Source organism: Celeribacter marinus (assembly GCF_001308265.1).
Lineage (GTDB): Bacteria > Pseudomonadota > Alphaproteobacteria > Rhodobacterales > Rhodobacteraceae > Celeribacter > Celeribacter marinus.
In genome coordinates this window covers 857,314-873,597 of record NZ_CP012023.1, presented here as the reverse complement: position 1 = coordinate 873,597, position 16,284 = coordinate 857,314, and the positions used below count along the sequence as shown (strand labels likewise).

General features: G+C 56.4%; 13 protein-coding genes and 1 tRNA gene. 6 read left to right on the top strand and 8 right to left on the bottom strand.

The features are described from left to right. Positions 1-68: 68 nt before the first annotated feature. Positions 69-1,073, bottom strand: coding sequence for a hypothetical protein (locus IMCC12053_RS04150; RefSeq protein ID WP_062220836.1), 1,005 nt, complete (start codon positions 1,071-1,073; stop codon positions 69-71). Positions 1,074-1,785: 712 nt separating this feature from the next. Here IMCC12053_RS04150 and IMCC12053_RS04140 point away from each other — a divergent pair. Further along, positions 1,786-2,094: a hypothetical protein gene (locus IMCC12053_RS04140; protein WP_062216024.1), complete on the top strand. Its 309-nt coding sequence runs from the start codon at positions 1,786-1,788 to the stop codon at positions 2,092-2,094. A gap of 6 nt (positions 2,095-2,100) precedes the next feature. Then, entirely contained in the window at positions 2,101-8,349 is a 6,249-nt protein-coding gene (locus tag IMCC12053_RS04135) for a beta strand repeat-containing protein (RefSeq protein ID WP_236852585.1), read from the top strand. 424 nt (positions 8,350-8,773) lie between these two features. Here IMCC12053_RS04135 and IMCC12053_RS15760 read toward each other — a convergent pair. Then, positions 8,774-8,857: transfer RNA gene (locus tag IMCC12053_RS15760), tRNA-Tyr, on the bottom strand. 154 nt (positions 8,858-9,011) lie between these two features. Between IMCC12053_RS15760 and rlmB the strand changes: the two genes are divergently transcribed. The 3 genes from rlmB (at position 9,012) to IMCC12053_RS04120 (ending at position 11,553) form a co-directional block, all read left to right on the top strand. Next, positions 9,012-9,791, top strand: a complete 780-nt coding sequence (gene rlmB / locus IMCC12053_RS04130; RefSeq protein WP_062216020.1) for a 23S rRNA (guanosine(2251)-2'-O)-methyltransferase RlmB — start codon at positions 9,012-9,014, stop codon at positions 9,789-9,791. 197 nt (positions 9,792-9,988) lie between these two features. Beyond that, a complete protein-coding gene (locus IMCC12053_RS04125) occupies positions 9,989-10,459 on the top strand; it encodes a CoA-binding protein (RefSeq protein WP_062216018.1) in 471 nt (156 codons plus the stop codon). Between the two features lie 167 nt (positions 10,460-10,626). Continuing rightward, a complete protein-coding gene (locus IMCC12053_RS04120) occupies positions 10,627-11,553 on the top strand; it encodes an AbiH family protein (RefSeq protein WP_062216016.1) in 927 nt (308 codons plus the stop codon). A 122-nt stretch (positions 11,554-11,675) separates the two neighbouring features. On the opposite strand, the gene IMCC12053_RS04115 is transcribed toward IMCC12053_RS04120, so the two are convergent. From IMCC12053_RS04115 to hisA, 4 genes are all read right to left on the bottom strand, one after another. Beyond that, on the bottom strand, positions 11,676-11,987 hold the full coding sequence (locus IMCC12053_RS04115; RefSeq protein WP_062216014.1) for a phosphoribosyl-ATP diphosphatase: 312 nt from the start codon (positions 11,985-11,987) through the stop codon (positions 11,676-11,678). Positions 11,988-12,010: 23 nt separating this feature from the next. Next, positions 12,011-12,808 carry an imidazole glycerol phosphate synthase subunit HisF gene (gene hisF / locus IMCC12053_RS04110; protein ID WP_062216012.1) on the bottom strand — a complete coding sequence of 266 codons (798 nt, stop codon included), beginning with the start codon at positions 12,806-12,808 and terminating at the stop codon, positions 12,011-12,013. Positions 12,809-12,841: 33 nt separating this feature from the next. Next, entirely contained in the window at positions 12,842-13,321 is a 480-nt protein-coding gene (locus IMCC12053_RS04105; protein WP_062216010.1) for a DUF2867 domain-containing protein, read from the bottom strand. A 97-nt stretch (positions 13,322-13,418) separates the two neighbouring features. After that, the gene (gene hisA / locus IMCC12053_RS04100) at positions 13,419-14,141 is read right to left on the bottom strand and encodes a 1-(5-phosphoribosyl)-5-[(5-phosphoribosylamino)methylideneamino]imidazole-4-carboxamide isomerase (protein ID WP_062220833.1); all 723 of its coding nucleotides are present in this window, start codon (positions 14,139-14,141) and stop codon (positions 13,419-13,421) included. Positions 14,142-14,337: 196 nt separating this feature from the next. Between hisA and IMCC12053_RS04095 the strand changes: the two genes are divergently transcribed. Then, the gene (locus IMCC12053_RS04095; protein ID WP_062216008.1) at positions 14,338-14,727 is read left to right on the top strand and encodes a DUF2147 domain-containing protein; all 390 of its coding nucleotides are present in this window, start codon (positions 14,338-14,340) and stop codon (positions 14,725-14,727) included. A gap of 69 nt (positions 14,728-14,796) precedes the next feature. Here IMCC12053_RS04095 and hisH read toward each other — a convergent pair whose 3' ends face one another. Beyond that, a complete protein-coding gene (gene hisH / locus IMCC12053_RS04090; RefSeq protein WP_062216006.1) occupies positions 14,797-15,435 on the bottom strand; it encodes an imidazole glycerol phosphate synthase subunit HisH in 639 nt (212 codons plus the stop codon). An 81-nt stretch (positions 15,436-15,516) separates the two neighbouring features. Then, on the bottom strand, positions 15,517-16,104 hold the full coding sequence (gene hisB / locus IMCC12053_RS04085) for an imidazoleglycerol-phosphate dehydratase HisB (protein WP_062216004.1): 588 nt from the start codon (positions 16,102-16,104) through the stop codon (positions 15,517-15,519). Positions 16,105-16,284 lie beyond the last annotated feature (180 nt).

Here is a 16,284-nt window from a genome sequence, read left to right as displayed (position 1 = left end):
AAGACCAAGAAAGTTCCATCTGTTTTGTCTGCGAACCTTCGCTCATGGGCGTGGGTCCGGTGTGTTCGTCACCGCATCCACAGGTTCGCTTTTTTGATCTGGTTGCGGATGCGTTGCTCTTTGCGCGGTAGGTCGTTTTGGTCAAACATCGCGCGCACTTTGTCGCCTTTGTTTTGAAATACCATCCGCTTCATCGGCTCGTAGTCTTTGAGCACCTTCTTGATCCAATTGGGGGCGGAAGCCGCGTTGAGCACGTCGATCACATGGTCGCTCTCGCGCGCAAACAAGAGCGGAAAGGTGCGGTAGTGGCACGACACATCACCGTCGAGCGTGTTGTGTGGCAGGGTGTTGCGCCCGCCGCCAAGTGAGTGGATGACAAGCGGCAGTGCCACTTGATCGAGCCACGGATCAAAGACCTGCAATTCGCAGGCTCTCGGCGGATTGTCACGGATCTCAAGCGCGTAGTCGAGAAAGCGTTGGCCGAACACGCGCGGGCATTTGTAGAAAAAGAACCCTGCATTGAAATAGAGATAGCGCCGCCAATACTCATCGGGCTGTTCGAGATCGAGTGAGCTGTCAAAATCCAGATTGAACCGCTCATACAGGGATTTCCAAATGTCCGTATACCCAGGCCCGTAGAGTTCGATCTGCGGCCATGTGCCCTCAACCTTGAGTGAGGCGGTGGGGCGGTTGAAATCAAACGGCACGTCCGACAGCTTCCCCGTGATCAGCGTATCTGTGTCAAAGAACACAAACGGCTCGCCTTCGGGTAGCGCAAACAGTGCCTCGATCTTGTTGCCATAGGGATAGGACTGGCCAAAGTGGCGGCTCTCGAACGGGAGAATATCCACATCGAGCCGCTTTAGCGCTTCAAGCAACTCTGGCTGACGCATCCGCGGGTCGTTGTTCCAGTGAGCGTTTGGTTGAGGTTCGGCGACAAACACCCGCCCTTTGAAGTCGGGATCGCTATGACGCAACGACGCGGCAAATAGCAGGGCCTCATACATCAAGCGGCCGTTCTGTCCGACGACGACAACGTTAAAGGAACTTGGGGTGTTCGGTTTATCGGGCATACGGACCTGTTGCATGGCGTTTTGAAACTTTAGATTGTGTCGCAAGGTAGCGACTGGAGGCGGCGCCGTCGACCTGTCATTTGCCTTCGAGGGCGTCAATCATTCGCGCGTTTAGCGCATCATCTTGTGACGCGTCCGCGCGTATCGCCACAAGGTCCGTTTGTCACAACCACCCAAAGACGCCAGCTTAGTTTCATACATGATTCTGATCGGCGGGGTCGGGGGATTTGCGCGGTTTTTCGGGAGGGCGTTTTGTGGCGTTTTATTGTTTTGCCGCACAGTGGTGCCACACGCTTTGGTGTGGCTATAAAAACTAATGCGTGAAAAGCGAAGCGACGGACAAATAAGCGTCTTGCAAAACCCCATGGGGTCCATGACGCAACTATGTTGTCCGCAAAACCCTTAAGAAACAATGCTCCGGCGAGCATTCACAGTTGTCACGTAAAATTGACGAAACGCGTGTTGGGCTAAAAATCGAGCGGTTGCGTGGCGCTGTGTGTGATGATGCAATCGCTTTGTTTTGGGCCTTTTGGGCTGTGTCTTCTTAGATGCGGACCTTGCCCTAGACACGCGATCTGCGACGAGCGCGCCGCACTTCCCCCGCTTCAATTTCACCCCGCATCAGCGTTCGCATCGATGTAATCGCATGTGGCCCATCATCGTGGCCGAGCGGAATTTAATGTGCTGCTGGTTTGCGGCGGATAGGGGAAAAATGAACGTGTGTGTATTTGAAGTTGGCTATAAGGTCACAAAGTTTGGCCGTCACGTGGTCTCATGCGCCCAAGGCGCGGTTGGCTCGTCGGGCCTTATGAGCCTAGGCAAGCTGGCGGTGATTGCGCCACTGGCATTTGGTGCTGGCATCAATGGCGCGGCGCACGCTGACCCCCTTCCAGACGAGATTGCGTTGTCGTCCAACCTGTCGGGCGATATCAATGGTGAGCTGGGGAGCGGCTATCTGATCTCTGGCGATGGGCTTTTTGGTGGCAACACGTCCGTGACTATCGGGACCAACGATGCGTAGTCATTGGTGCACAACTTCACGACAACAGGCGGCGCAGGCTCCGGTGGTGGTGCGGGCCTTGGTGGTGTGTTCTTTGTCGATCAGGGCGCTACGCTCACCGTCATCAACACAGATTTCAAAAGCAACCGCGTTGAAGGCGGCCAAGGTGGCTCGGATGCGGCCCTACGGTTCTACGACAAATCCCTGAGCGTCACCGGATCCACTGTGACTTTGCCGTCGATTGTGGTGTTGGGCGACATCGAACTTTTGACATATAATACCACGTCTGGCCTCTGCGAGTTCGATACCGCCTCAGCGTCATCAGACACGCTTGGCTTGCTGCAAAAAGACTCCACCGCGTCCTTCGGCGCTTATGGCGCTGTCGCAAAAGTCGACAGCATTTCGGCTACAAATGTCCGTTTCGAGACTCCCGTGTCCATCGCTGCCGACAAAGTGATTGGGTTTACAAATAGCAATATTACCGCGGTGGATGACGAGCTTTCGGTTTCCTATGCGTACGCTGACGATGGGCAGGGCGGCTATAAGCTTGTTGAACCTGCTGGTCTCAACAGCATCGTAAAAGGGTCTAAACTGGTTGCGGGGATCTCTGGTGATCGCGCCAATCAAATGTCCACGGTCAGCGTGGTCGAGTACTACACAGCTGCGGAAGCTGCCACAAAAGAAGGTCAGCTGGGCGCGCCCTACACGGGTCTCTTGCAGGGCAAAATCAAATCCATCACGCTTGAGGATAATCTGTCCAGCGAAAGCTCGCTGACAACATTCGATTTCTTGGGCGCGCCAACCTTTGACGTGGCACAGTTTTATACCACTGATAATAATGGCATCCAAACGATCACGATGACAAACCCGACCGGAACATTCCGCGAGGGGATGACCGTCACGTGGACCGAAGATGGCAATGAGCAGACAGCAACGATTGACACCGTCTCTTCGGATGGCCGGTCGTTCGTGCTTGATAACGCGGCTCTCCCTGCGGACGTGTTCGCATTTGATGCCGTCGAAAACCCCATGACCGGCGACAACTCCGTGCGCATTTCTGGCGCGCAGTCGCAGTTTAGCGTTGGTCAGACGATTTATGTTCCTAGCGAAAGCGGCGGGGCCGCGTTCGAGGCAACAGTCGCGAGTGTGTCGTCCGACGATATTGTGACCGTGACGCCCGTGTCGTCTGGTACGAAGCTTGCTGACTTCTACAATTCGGCAGTCGGTTTGGCGATCAAGATCCCATCGGCAGAGGTCACTGGCGGCGGCTCAACCATCACGATCAAATACGACACAAGCAAACGATCCGGCGAAACGGATGGAGCGCGTGACGCTCGTATTGCCGCCGAGTTCGGCTCGCGCACGATTGATGGCGCGGCGTTCGTCGAGGGCACCACAGCCGATTTTGCGAGCCTTGATGCGACATCCGGTACGGTGACATTGTCGCTGTCTGAAAATGCAATTAGCGGCGAATCGGTCGAGTACTTCAAACTCTACGACCCGCTGTCCACAGGCGGGAGCATGAACAACATTGCGGCCCCTGCGCACACGGGTGGTCCAGATGGCGGAGACGGCTATTCGGCCAATGGTCTTAGCTCCTTCTTTAACGATGGCGAGGGTGTCGACGGCACCAATGGCGGACCTGCGGGTGATCCTGATAATGGTGTCGGCTTTAACGGTGGTGACGGCGGTAACGGCACTGACGGCCAGCCGGTCAATGCATGGTTGATCTATGATATGGTTGCTGCGGCTGGTGGGCTTAAGACGGCCACCATGGATATTGGTTTAGCTTCTCTTGATGTAGCTGCGGCCGCAACACCCGACCCAGTGATTGGTGCTGCGGTGAGTGCGCCCGACCCTGTGGAAGTTGCAAAAGCAGCTACTGGCATGTCAAAAGCCCAGATTGATCTCGGCTTTGCAATTGCCGATTTGACACTGGCGACTGTGAATTTGAGCTATTGGGCGGCCCAGTTGGGGCAGGGCCTCGCGGGTCTTGGCGGCGCAGGTGGTGACGCCGGTGAAGCAAGCGGCGGTGGCTCCGGCCTTGGCGGCGCGTTGTTTGTACGCGAGGGTGGCAACCTTGTGATCCAAGGCGATGCTTTGTTCGAACTGAACTACGTTGCGGGCGGCACAACCACGAGCGAATTTGGCGAAGCGGGCATGGCCGCAGGGACGGACCTGTTCATGATGAAAGGGGCCAATGTGCGCCTTCAGCCAGGACTGGGAAGCGAAATCCGTTTCGAGGGCGACATCGCTGATGACAGCCTTGCGACCAATGACGGCTTTATGAATGCGGCCGGTGACGGCGCGGACATCACCATCGCGGGCGATGGCGGTCTGGTCATCTTTAACGGCGAAAACACCTATTCGGGCAACACGATCCTCGAAGGGGCATCTTTGACGGCTGAAATGGGTGTTGGCGTAAACGACTCGTCGCTGATGCGCTTTAACGGTGCGGGCAGCACAACAATCGCAGAGACTGGCACTTTGGCTTTGGCGACTGCTGGTAGCTTCTTGTTGCAAGAGGACTATGTGCGCCGCGCGGGCATGGACCCGTTTGAAACAAGCTGGACCGGTTCGGGCGGTTTCGCGTCATCGTTGAGCGAAGGCGTGAAAGTAAACCTTGGTTTGCTGGACGAAGATACCAACCGTGGCCAAGCGCTCAAATGGGGCTTTGACGGCTTCTTTGTCGGCGGTGACGCCACTGGCGCAGGCATGAACGGCGCACTTACATTCGGTTCCGAACTTGCGGTCGGTGCGGTTGAGTTTACCAACTCGGTCGACTTGAACGGCTTTGACGGATCGGGCGCGGGTACAATTGGCCGCGTTGCTGTCGATGACACGGGCGCAGTCGGCTCCTCACAGGCAACCTTGTCCGGCGATTGGACGAATGGTGGCTTGGTCGTTGGCGATGCGAACCCGACAAGCGATTTCACGGGCTCCTTGTTCATGATGGGTGACAACGCATTGTCACAGCTCCTTTTGGCGGGCGGTACGTTGTCCACCTATGCGGGCGAGGATGCAGCGGGCACATTGTTCGCGGCGAATGCGGATATCGTTGTTGGATCGAACAGCACTCTGCACACCTTTGCGGATGAAGTTGCGACGACTGTTAATGTCGCAGAGGATGGCATTTGGGCGCTGTCTGGTGGTCTTGATGCCTCTGGATCTGTGGTCAACAGCGGCACTATCGGTGTGATCGGTGACCATGAGTGGCTACTGGAGGACGGTGTATCGCGGGGTCAAGTGTACGCGGAACTTCAATCGGTTTCCGCGCTCGACTATCTTGCGGATGATTTTGCCGACTGGAATGGTATTGCCAAAGTCGGCGGTGACGTGACCAACGCGTCCACGGGTTCGCTTTTGCAATTTGGCGCACTTGACGTAACTGGTAGTGTTTTCAACGCGGGCATTTGGGGCATCGGCGCCAACGTTAATGTTGGGACGGATATCGCAAATACCGGACAGGCACTTGTCATCGGCGACATCGAATCCGTTGGTGGCTCTGTCGCCAATGGCGGGTTTTGGGATCAAAAGGCGGATGTGACTGTCACGGGCAATGTAGTGAACGAAGACAGCGATGTGAACGCTGCCGAGTTCTCCCAAAACGGGACGCTGACAGCAGGCGGCTATGTTGAAAACAATGCCCATTGGTACATCGGAACTGACAGCGCAATTAACGCGGCGACATTGATCGGCTCGGGTGAGTTCTGTCTTGAGGACGGTCTTGTTGATGCAAATCTTGAATGTGGTGGCGGTACGGCAACAACACTTGATCTGGCGCTGACTGGCGATAGCACCTTTGACGGTGTGTTTGCAGGCTCTGGTAACCTGACCAAGAAAGATGTCGGAGTTCTGACCCTGACGGCGGCGCAAGCCTTCGCAGGAATCCTGACCGTCGAAGGCGGTTTGATCCAGAATAACGCCACGATGAATGACGCTCTTGATATCGTTGTCGAAACAGCGGGTGCCTATACCGTTGGTGCGGCTGATACCGTGGCAACCATCACCAACCGTGGCACGTTCACCGTTGACCAAGATGTGCGCACAACGGCGCTCTTGCACAATGATGCGGGTGGCAAACTGACGCTCAACGCAGATGTTGCGACCAGCGCGGGCAATGTCCAAAACGATGGCGAGATGGTCCTCAGCGGGGATCGCACGCTCACCCTCGGGACAACCACGGCGGCGGGTCTCACCGGCGCTGCAACGGGTGTCATCAAAATCGATGCGGCGCAAAGCCTGACCGTCGATCAAGATGCGGACACCACGTATAGCGGCTCGTTCGCGCGTGTCGGTGATGATCGCAGTGCGAGCTTCACCAAAGCGGGGGACGGCGTTCTTACGCTGGCCGGTGCCGTGGACCTGTTGACGATCAACATCACAGAAGGCGCATTGGCCTTTAACGGTGACGATCTGATCAATCACGATGCCAACGTCAACGTTGCGTTGAATGCCTCCATGGTTCTGACGTTTGGCGATCAGTCGATCAACAAACTGTTGGGCGCAGGGACGGTTGAACTGGGCGCAAACGATCTGTTTATCCGTGACGGTGGCTCGTTCGACGGGTCAATCAACGGAACGGGTATGGTTGATGTCGAAAGCGGCGATTTCGCTGTGAGCGGCACTCTTGCATCGCCAGACTCACTATTCGTCGTGAACGATACCTCAACCACCACAGTGACATCGACAGGCTCTCTTGCGGCCAACAACTTGCAGGTTGATGGTGATTTGGTCCTTGGCGGCAATGGCGCGATGGTCACAGCCGCAGATGCACAGGTTACCGGTGTTCTGCGTGGTTCGGGTATGGTTGATGCGTCAACCACCGTACACGGTGGCGGTCAGTTGAACCCAGGTGCATCGCCAGGTGAACTGACGTTTGCCAATCTGACACTTGCATCCGGTTCCTCCACAACGATGGAAATCGACACGGCGGGGGCCAGCGCAATCGCAGGCACGGACTATGACCGTGTGAATGTCTCTACGGGTGGCACGCTTACCATCACCGATGACGCTGTTCTCAATCTGGTCGAAAACGATGCGTCTGCGCTTGGTGAAACCACACATATCTTTGACTTCGATGATTTCGCGATCGACGGTATGTTTGGAACGGCCACGACGACGGGCACCAACGATGTGATCATGAACCTTGCGACAGGGAATGTTGTGGGTCTTGGCACCACAACCTTGTCCGAGCTTGAGGCGCTTGCTCTCACACCCAATCACGCCGCTATCTACGATGGCTTGATGGTGAATGACGCGGGTGGTGTGGCTCAGTTCTACGGCGGTGAATTTGTCGAAGCGCTGACACAAACCTTGGCCGCCAGTGGCGATACGTCTGCGGTCTTCCGCAAGGCGTCACCAGAGGCCTACGCAAGCCTAGGATCGGCCGCCGAAGCGGCAGCCGTGAACGCAATGCCAAACTGGATCGCAGGGTTTGCGGGATATGAGGGTCAAAAGCACTCGTTCTTCAACGCCTCTAACGCCCACTTTGACACAGCCGAAGTGATGGCCGAAAACACTGCGTTCGGTGTTGATGTGACAACAAGTTCAACAGGCTTTGGTCAAACCATGCAGGGCGCGACCGTGTTGTTCTCATTGGGCACAGTGTCCTCAAGTGTGAACAGCGACCTGATGACCGGTAGCGGCTCCGGCAATCACTTTGGTGCAACTGTTCTGGGTGAAATCGCAGGATCCAATGGCGCGTTCTGGACCATGGGTGTGAGCCATACAAGCGTCACGCTTGACGGGACACGCCTTGCCAATGGCGGCACTGTCGACTTTGACAATGTGCGCTCGTCCGCGACACAAATGAGCTTTGGTCTTGAGTACCAACATGCAACGGCCCTGACGAACTTGGGCCTGCGTGCTGGCGCAGTCTTTGGCACCTCGTCGTCGGATGCGTTCATGGAGACAACAGGCGGGTCCAACACCTTGGATGTCATGGCTGTCGATAAAGCATCGTCAAGCTACGCACGCTTGGAGCTAGGCACAAAGCTCGGTGTTCATGTTGGTAACAAGACACAGCTGTCAGGGGCGTTGGACCTATCTGCACCCTTCGGTGGCGACAACATGGTGGACGGTAGCTATGACAACGGCCAAGGCGCGTTCTCGGTCGGGTCCGTTGGCCTCAACCGTGCGAACATGTCCGCGCGGGTTGGTGTGACGCATGCGATCACCGATGCGGGCACCGTGTCGTTTGATCTGGGTGCAGACAACGCTTGGGGCGATGATGCGGATGTCACCGCAAGCCTTGAGGCGCGCTTTAGCTTCTAAGTCTGCCGCGATCTTCATCGCCAAACAAAATAGGCCGCCCCACGTGATATCGTGGGGCGGCTTTTTCGTGTCTGCGGCTGTTAGGTGAGGTGTGAGCGTTCTTGGGGTGTCGATCTGGGACGGAGTGCCACAAGGTGGTCCCGTGGTCGCCTCACAGCCCCCAAACGCAGCGTTAGGGGATGCGGTTGCCATTCCCGCCACATCAAGGCCCGTGAGGGTTTTTCCCTATCGCATTCATAACTTTTTACGGGGTGGATGTGCGGCCGTTGCGGCTGCGTTTCACGACCCGAGCGTCTCAAGACGCGCAAAGGCAGGTGCAACCTGACGCACGGCACAACACAGGGAGTATCAAAGCCCGCCATAATGCTTAGGCCTACGGGCCAAATCGGCCAACCATCACGATATATCAATGATTTGGGGGTAATGGTGGGCGACCCTGGAATCGAACCAGGCGTGGGTCTCCCCGGCGGAGTTACAGTCCGCTGCCGCACCTTGCAGCCCGTCGCCCATCAGGATGTTTCCATCCGTCTGTGAGGCGGGGGATACCGTTCCCTGTTTGGGCCGTCAACAGGAAAATGGCTTGAACTTGGACATTGTGCGCGGCATGGAAGGGGAGGACGCCCGCGACAGGTCATGCGCGGGGCAAAAGCGAAAGAAGAGATATGAAAAAGCCAAAGTGGGTCGTCGAAAAGGAACAGGGCAAGCGCAAGGCCGCGAATGAGACAGTGTGGCTGTTTGGCCTGCATGCGGTGCGCGATGCGTTGCGTAATCCTGCGCGTGAAAAACTGCGACTTGTGGTGACGCTCAACGCGTTCAACAAGCTCGAAGAGGACGTGGCATTCGCGGGTATTGAGCCTGAAATGACCGACCCGCGTAAATTTGACGTGCCGATTGATGCGCAGTCTGTTCACCAAGGTGTCGCACTTGAGGTCAAGCCGCTCACGTGGGGCTCGCTCACCGAAGTGTGCCTAGGCTCGGGTGAGGGACAGCCGACAGTGGTGTTGCTCGACCGCGTGACCGACCCGCATAACGTGGGCGCGGTGCTGCGCTCTGCCGAAGTGTTTGGCGCCGAGGCCGTGATCGCCACCGCCCGCAATTCCGCGCCCGAAACGGGGGCATTGGCCAAGACCGCCTCCGGCGCGCTTGAGCGTCAGCCATATTTGCGCGTGCGCAACCTGTCGGACACGATTTTGCAACTCCAAGAAATGGGATTTGTGGTGTTGGGTCTGGACGGTGAGGCAGAGACCGACCTTGATGAGGCTCTTGCGGACGCGTCAGGGCGCGCTGTCGCACTTGTGATGGGGGCCGAGGGGCCGGGGTTGCGCGAAAAGACCAAAGAGACCGTAGACAAGCTGGTTAAAATTCCGTTCGCGCGTGGCTTTGGTTCGCTCAATGTGTCCAACGCCACCGCAATCGCGCTTTATGCCGCGTCCAAACGCTAGGTTGGTGTCACGCTCCGTTAACGACGATATCACAAAACCGCGAGAGGGGCTTTTGTCCGCGGTGTGAGACCCTATGTCTAATCACGAGCCGCGCAGTCGGAACCTGCGCGGAGGTCTCACTGTCCCTCGTTCCAAAACTTTTGCCCGAGCCTTGTGCTCGGGCTTTTTTCTTGTGAATGCGGCCCTATCTATACTGTATGAGCATTCTTCATCAGCCCAGCGATGCGCAAATCGCCACCATCCTGACCGAGACCCGCGTGATCGCCCTTGTGGGGGCCTCCGCGCATCCCAAACGCCCCTCGAACGAGGTCGGGCACTACCTCGCCGCGCGCGGGTACAAGGTGATCCCCGTCAATCCGGGGCAAGCGGGCAAGGAGCTATTTGGTCAGACCTGTGTGGCGACACTTGCCGATATCGACGAGCCTGTGGATATGGTGGATATCTTTCGCCGCTCCGAGGAGGTTTTGGGCGTGGTCGAGGACGCGCTCGCCCATCTGCGCGGCCTCAAAGCCGTCTGGATGCAAATCGGCGTCATCAACGAAAAAGCCGCCGCTCTGGCCGTGGCCCAAGGCGCAAACGTGGTCATGGACCGCTGCCCCGCGATCGAGATCCCACGGTTGGGCGTGGGGGCTGTGGGGGTAGGGATGTGTGGCGAAGGTCCGGTTTGAGCCCTTTCTGAAAAATGCTGTCTTAAACTCTAACGGCAGCTATTCAAAAGTAGATTTGACAGTATGCCACCGCTAGGAGAGCATGAAGAAAATCTCACATAGCAACTCCTACTGGGCCTAATCATCTCATCACAAACTTAACCCGCCAAAAAAAGAGGTCTCCACCGTTGAAGTTATTTATAGTGGGAAATGGTTTTGATCTGAACTTTGGGCTGCCAACAAGGCTGGCCGATTTTGGAGCGCATTTACAATCAGATGAACAAGATGTCTTCTCCACTCTAAGTGGCGTGCATGGATTGATTGCCAAGAATGGCGACGTAAGCGACCTGACGGAATGGAACTATTTAGAAACAAGGATGGCCAATTTTGATGAAAGCTTCATAATCGACCAGGCTTCGTATAGCTTTGATCGGCAAGAGGTTTACCCCCCGCCCAGCGATGATTTTTGGGCATATGCAGCGGATCATTTCGACGACATGGTAAATCCGGTAATCCACGAGTTGCCTTGGCTTGTCCGAAAATGGGCATTGAGCATAGACATTTTCGACACTTCAAACGAACGCATGGAGGCATATGAAGAATTTGGCCGACGGCACCAAGCTGCAGCGTTTATAACGTTCAATTATACAAGGGTTTTAGAGGATATATGTCAGTTACAGCATGTCCACCATGTTCACGGCGAAGCCGAAGCTGGTGATGTCGTTCTTGGCCATAGCACCGAGTTTGTTCGACGTGTAGGTAAACCCGGAGACATAGATGAAATTAGCGAGCTTTACCCCGGATTTGAAAGCTACAACCATCACTTCAGGAAGCGTCAGGACGAACTATTCAAGGGTGTTTCTGATTTCGCTTCCAGACTTGAGCTTGATCGTCGTGTTGATGAGGTAATTGTGTGCGGCCACTCAATAGGCGAGGCTGACCGAAAATATTTCCTAATGGTCTCTCACCTTATTCCAGCCGCTACTTGGACATTCACTCCGTTAGGCGGAAGCGGAGGTAAGGATCATGAAAATATTGCAAGCTTAACTTCCGATCCAAGTTTTTGTTCGGGCAACTGCAACCTGAGAAACCTTGCAGACATCATCGGCGAGTAACTTTTCAAGTCTTCATTTTAGGTCATCTTTGGCAAAACTTTCTGCCTGAAGCGTACTTTGGCACAGCCGCATCGAACGTTCACTTCGTCCCGCATAACAGTCATTCCTACCAACCAGAATACCTACCGCCCCGCCTTTTCCTCAATCCCTGACACGCCTTGGCGCCGTGCGAGTTCATCCAGAACGTCCTCAAGCGCCACATTGCGGGCGGCGAGCATGACGAGCAGGTGGTAGAGTACGTCCGCCGCCTCGTAGGTCAGGTTCTCGCGGTCGTCTTTGGCGGCGGCGATGATGGCCTCAATGGCCTCTTCGCCAAACTTCTCCGCACATTTTTCCGGTCCCTTGGACAGCAGTTTCGCGGTCCATGAGCTATCGGGGTCGGCCCCTTTGCGCGACTGGATCGTGGCGGCGAGGTCTTTGAGAATGTCGGACATATCGCGTTCCTTGGATGGGGCGCTCAATTGAGCCGCATGGGGATGCCTTGGGACGCCATATATTCCTTGGCCTCCTGAATGGTGTAGTCGCCAAAGTGAAAGATCGACGCGGCCAGAACGGCGCTTGCGTGGCCTTTGGTGACACCCTCAACGAGATGATCAAGGGTGCCGACCCCGCCGCTCGCGATTACGGGGATTTTCACCGCGTCCGCGATGGTGCGCGTCATAGCGAGGTTGAACCCCGCCCGCGTGCCGTCACGGTCCATTGAGGTGAGTAAGATTTCACCCGCACCTTTGGCCTCTATCAGTTTGGCAAATTCCACTGCATCAATTGGCGTGCCATCCGCATCAAGTGCCGCTTTGCGTCCGCCGTGGGTGAAGATGGTCCATTTGGTCGGCGCGCCATCTGCATCCCATTCGGTGGTTTTTGCATCAATCGCACAGACGATGCATTGCGACCCGAACCGGTCAGCGGCGCGCGCAATCACATCGGGATCGGCCACCGCCGCCGAGTTGAACGAGACTTTATCCGCGCCCGCGAGCAACAGATTGCGCACGTCCTCGGTGGTGCGCACGCCGCCGCCGATTGTGAGGGGCATGAAACATTGCTCGGCCGTGCGCGTGGCCAGATCATACATGGTGCCACGGTTTTCATGGGTGGCGTGAATGTCGAGAAAACACAACTCGTCCGCGCCCGCCAAATCATAGGCCCGCGCACTTTCCACGGGGTCGCCCGCGTCGATCAAATCGACAAAGTTGACACCTTTGACCACGCGGCCATCGGCCACGTCGAGACAGGGGATGATACGGGTTTTGAGCATGGGACTGTCCTGTCGCGCGATTTCCCCACGTCTTTACTGTGCCTGTGGGTGTGATGCAATCGTGGAGGCCTTGGCAATCTGGCGCATCGCGTTGCGCACGATGGCGATATGAAAGGGCATGACGAGGATGAGATAGACCCGCCCGATCCAGTTGTTGCGGTGAACCCATGTGGCCATGTGGATGTGATCATTCTGGCGCATGACGCTAATGCGAAAGTTCAGGTGGGTGTCGTCGGTGCCGATGATGATCTCGGTTTCGCTTGTATAGTGAATAGGGAAAATGGCATCGCGCCCGTCCGCCGCAGTCCCCGTTTTGAGGCCAAGCGGGCGCACGATGATATTGCGCAACCGAAGCAATGCATCGGCCCATTTGGGCATGGCTAGCCCGATGTCGAGGGCCTCTTGTGGCGAAAGGTCTGACGTGGTGGCGTAGCCGTCAATGAAATCGCCCTGTCGGACCAGTGGCCACAGGTGTGAAGCATCAGGATGGGTCATTTTGTACGTTTTTGACATGTTGAACTCTTTAACTACGGAATACGCTACTCATACACGCAAAAACGCCACGCTGCGAGGGGCGTGGCGTTCTGATTTTTAAAATAAGGAGCCGTACTCAGCCTTTCAGCACCTTAAGCGCCTCGGCCAGATCGATCGCGCCGTCATAGAGCGCACGGCCCGAGATGGCACCGTCGAGCGATGCGCCGCATGATTTGAGGGCTTGCAGGTCGGCAATCGACGACACGCCACCCGATGCTATCACGGGGATGGATACGGCGCGGGCGAGGGCGGCGGTCTCTTCGACGTTGGGGCCTTGCATCGCGCCATCGCGGTTAATGTCGGTGTAGATGATAGCGGCCACGCCTGCGTCCTCGAATGATTTCGCCAGATCGGTGGCGGTCACGTTGGTTTCCTCTGCCCAGCCTTTGGTCGCCACCATGCCTTTGCGCGCATCAATGCCCACGGCCACATGACCTGGAAAGGCCCGCGCGGCCTCGCGCACCAGATCGGGGTTTTCAACGGCTACGGTGCCAAGGATCACGCGTTGCAATCCTTTGTCGAGCCAGCGTTCAATAGTGGCCATGTCACGGATGCCGCCGCCGAGTTGTGCGGGCACTTTGCACTGTTTCAATATCTCTTCGACGGGGGCGGCATTCACCGGCTCGCCCGCAAATGCGCCGTTCAAATCGACAAGGTGCAGCCACTCACACCCCGCATTGACGAACTCCATCGCTTGGGCTGCGGGGTTGTCATTGAACACCGTTGCTTGATCCATTTCGCCCTTATAGAGCCGCACGGCGTTGCCATCTTTGAGGTCGATTGCAGGGTAGAGGATCATCAGGTGGTTTCCTTGTAGATAGGGTTGTGCATCCTTTGCCATGATTGGCCACCAATTGCAAAGACAGGGTGCGCCTTTGGCGCGCATATTAATCGTGTGCTCATCTATTGGCGCTTAGATGTGCCCCAACGTTATTGTTGCCACGCCACCCGATGCCCTCACAGGATAGGCATAGGGATTAAAGGGAGAACTATTGATGAAAACACTACTAGCATCCGCCGTTATGGCACTTGGACTTGCGGCGCCGACAGTTGCGGCTGACGCGGTCGAGGGCACGTGGCAAACGCAAGTTGACGATGGCGCCTATGCCTATGTCACAATCGCCCCGTGTGGGTCGAACTTTTGCGGCACCATTTCACGCACGTTCAATTCGGACGGCGAGTATAATTCACCCAATAAGGGCAAGCAGATTGTCCGCGATATGGCCCCCAAAGGCGACGGCAAGTTCGAGGGCAAAGTGTGGCGTCCGTCCAACGATAAGATTTACATCGGCAAATTGGACCAGTCAGGCGACCGGATCAAGCTCAAGGGCTGTGTGGCCGGCGGCATGCTATGTTCGTCGCAAACATGGGCACGTATTCAATAAACACCACAACAAAACGCAAAACAAAAGGGGGTCTTATGGCCCCTTTTTCTTGGTCTAAATATCTAAATACTACGGTGCCCAACCGAGGAAGTTGGAGATGATGCGCAATCCTGCCCGCTGGCTTTTCTCGGGATGAAATTGAAATCCGATCATAGTGTCACGCCCGACGATAGCGGTGATATCGCCCGCGTAATCAACATGCGCCAGTCGCTCGGTGTCTTTGGCCACTTTGAAGTGGTAGGAATGCACGAAATAGGCGTGATCGCCTGTCTCCACACCGTCTAAAACAGCATGTGGGTGATCGATCATCAGGTCGTTCCAGCCCATGTGCGGCACCTTGAGCGTTGCGTCTGAGGGCGCGATTTTAACCACATCGCCGCTAATCCAGTCGAACCCTGCGGTTTGGGTGTATTCATGGCCGCGTGTCGCCATCATCTGCATGCCGATACAAATCCCCATAAAGGGGCGCGCCTTGACCGTCACGGCCTCTTCAATGGCTTCAAACAGGCCTGAGCGGTCAAATAGATGTGCTTTGCACGCGGGAAACGCGCCATCACCGGGCAGAACAATACGGTCTGCCTTGGCTACAACATCGGCCTCGGACGTCACCACAATTGTACCCGCACCCCGCTCATTCGCCATGCGCTCGAACGCCTTATGCGCCGAGTGCAAGTTTCCGCTGTCGTAATCTACAAGGGCCGTGAGCATAGGGGGCGCTTTCTATTGGCAAGTGGCGTGAGGCGCATCCCGCAGGTGCGCCTCTTTTGTGATCTGTGGCCGGATCAGAGGCTATAGCTTGCCCTTGGTCGAGGGCAGGGCGTGCGCCATGCGTGGATCTGTCTCGACCGCCATGCGTAACGCGCGGGCAACCGATTTGAACGCTGCTTCGGCGATGTGGTGGCTGTTGAGGCCATGCACGCGGTCGATATGCAGTGTGATACCGCCATGGGTCGATAGCGCTTGAAAGAATTCACGGACCAATTCCGTGTCGAATGTTCCGATTTTGGCCGATGGAAAATCGACATTCCACACCAAAAACGGGCGCGCGGACAAATCGAGCGCGGATGAGACCTGTGTGTCGTCCATCGCCAAGGCAAAGTGACCGTAACGGCAGATGCCTTTTTTATCGCCAAGTGCCGCGACAAGCGCCTGACCCAGTGCGATGCCGGTGTCCTCGACCGTGTGGTGGTCGTCGATGTGATAGTCGCCTTTGGCGCGCACGGTCATGTCGATCAAGGAGTGGCGCGACAACTGATCGAGCATGTGGTCGAAGAACCCCACGCCCGTCTGGTTGTCGTAAATGCCTGTGCCGTCGAGATTGATATCAACGGTGATCTCCGTTTCCGCAGTGGTACGGGTGATGGATGCGGTGCGCATGCGGCTAATCCTCTTTGGTTTGGGGCGGTTATACGCGTGTCTTTGCAGGTTTGCCAAGCCGCTGCCGGTCGGGTTGACGCAGCCCTGTGGCGCGCGGGGCACGTCCGTTATGGGGCTGAGTGAGACGCCTGTCATGTGCCGCACGGCAGATATGGGCTCGTTTTCGCACATAGGCGAGTG

Excerpts from the sequence above, each read along its gene's own strand:
- IMCC12053_RS04150 (WP_062220836.1), bottom strand. The coding sequence starts at position 1,073 with ATGCCCGATAAACCGAACACCCCAAGTTCCTTTAACGTTGTCGTCGTC.
- IMCC12053_RS04140 (WP_062216024.1), top strand. The coding sequence starts at position 1,786 with ATGAACGTGTGTGTATTTGAAGTTGGCTATAAGGTCACAAAGTTTGGC.
- rlmB (WP_062216020.1), top strand. The coding sequence starts at position 9,012 with ATGAAAAAGCCAAAGTGGGTCGTCGAAAAGGAACAGGGCAAGCGCAAG.
- IMCC12053_RS04125 (WP_062216018.1), top strand. The coding sequence starts at position 9,989 with ATGAGCATTCTTCATCAGCCCAGCGATGCGCAAATCGCCACCATCCTG.
- IMCC12053_RS04115 (WP_062216014.1), bottom strand. The coding sequence starts at position 11,987 with ATGTCCGACATTCTCAAAGACCTCGCCGCCACGATCCAGTCGCGCAAA.
- hisF (WP_062216012.1), bottom strand. The coding sequence starts at position 12,808 with ATGCTCAAAACCCGTATCATCCCCTGTCTCGACGTGGCCGATGGCCGC.
- IMCC12053_RS04105 (WP_062216010.1), bottom strand. The coding sequence starts at position 13,321 with ATGTCAAAAACGTACAAAATGACCCATCCTGATGCTTCACACCTGTGG.
- hisA (WP_062220833.1), bottom strand. The coding sequence starts at position 14,141 with ATGATCCTCTACCCTGCAATCGACCTCAAAGATGGCAACGCCGTGCGG.
- IMCC12053_RS04095 (WP_062216008.1), top strand. The coding sequence starts at position 14,338 with ATGAAAACACTACTAGCATCCGCCGTTATGGCACTTGGACTTGCGGCG.
- hisH (WP_062216006.1), bottom strand. The coding sequence starts at position 15,435 with ATGCTCACGGCCCTTGTAGATTACGACAGCGGAAACTTGCACTCGGCG.
- hisB (WP_062216004.1), bottom strand. The coding sequence starts at position 16,104 with ATGCGCACCGCATCCATCACCCGTACCACTGCGGAAACGGAGATCACC.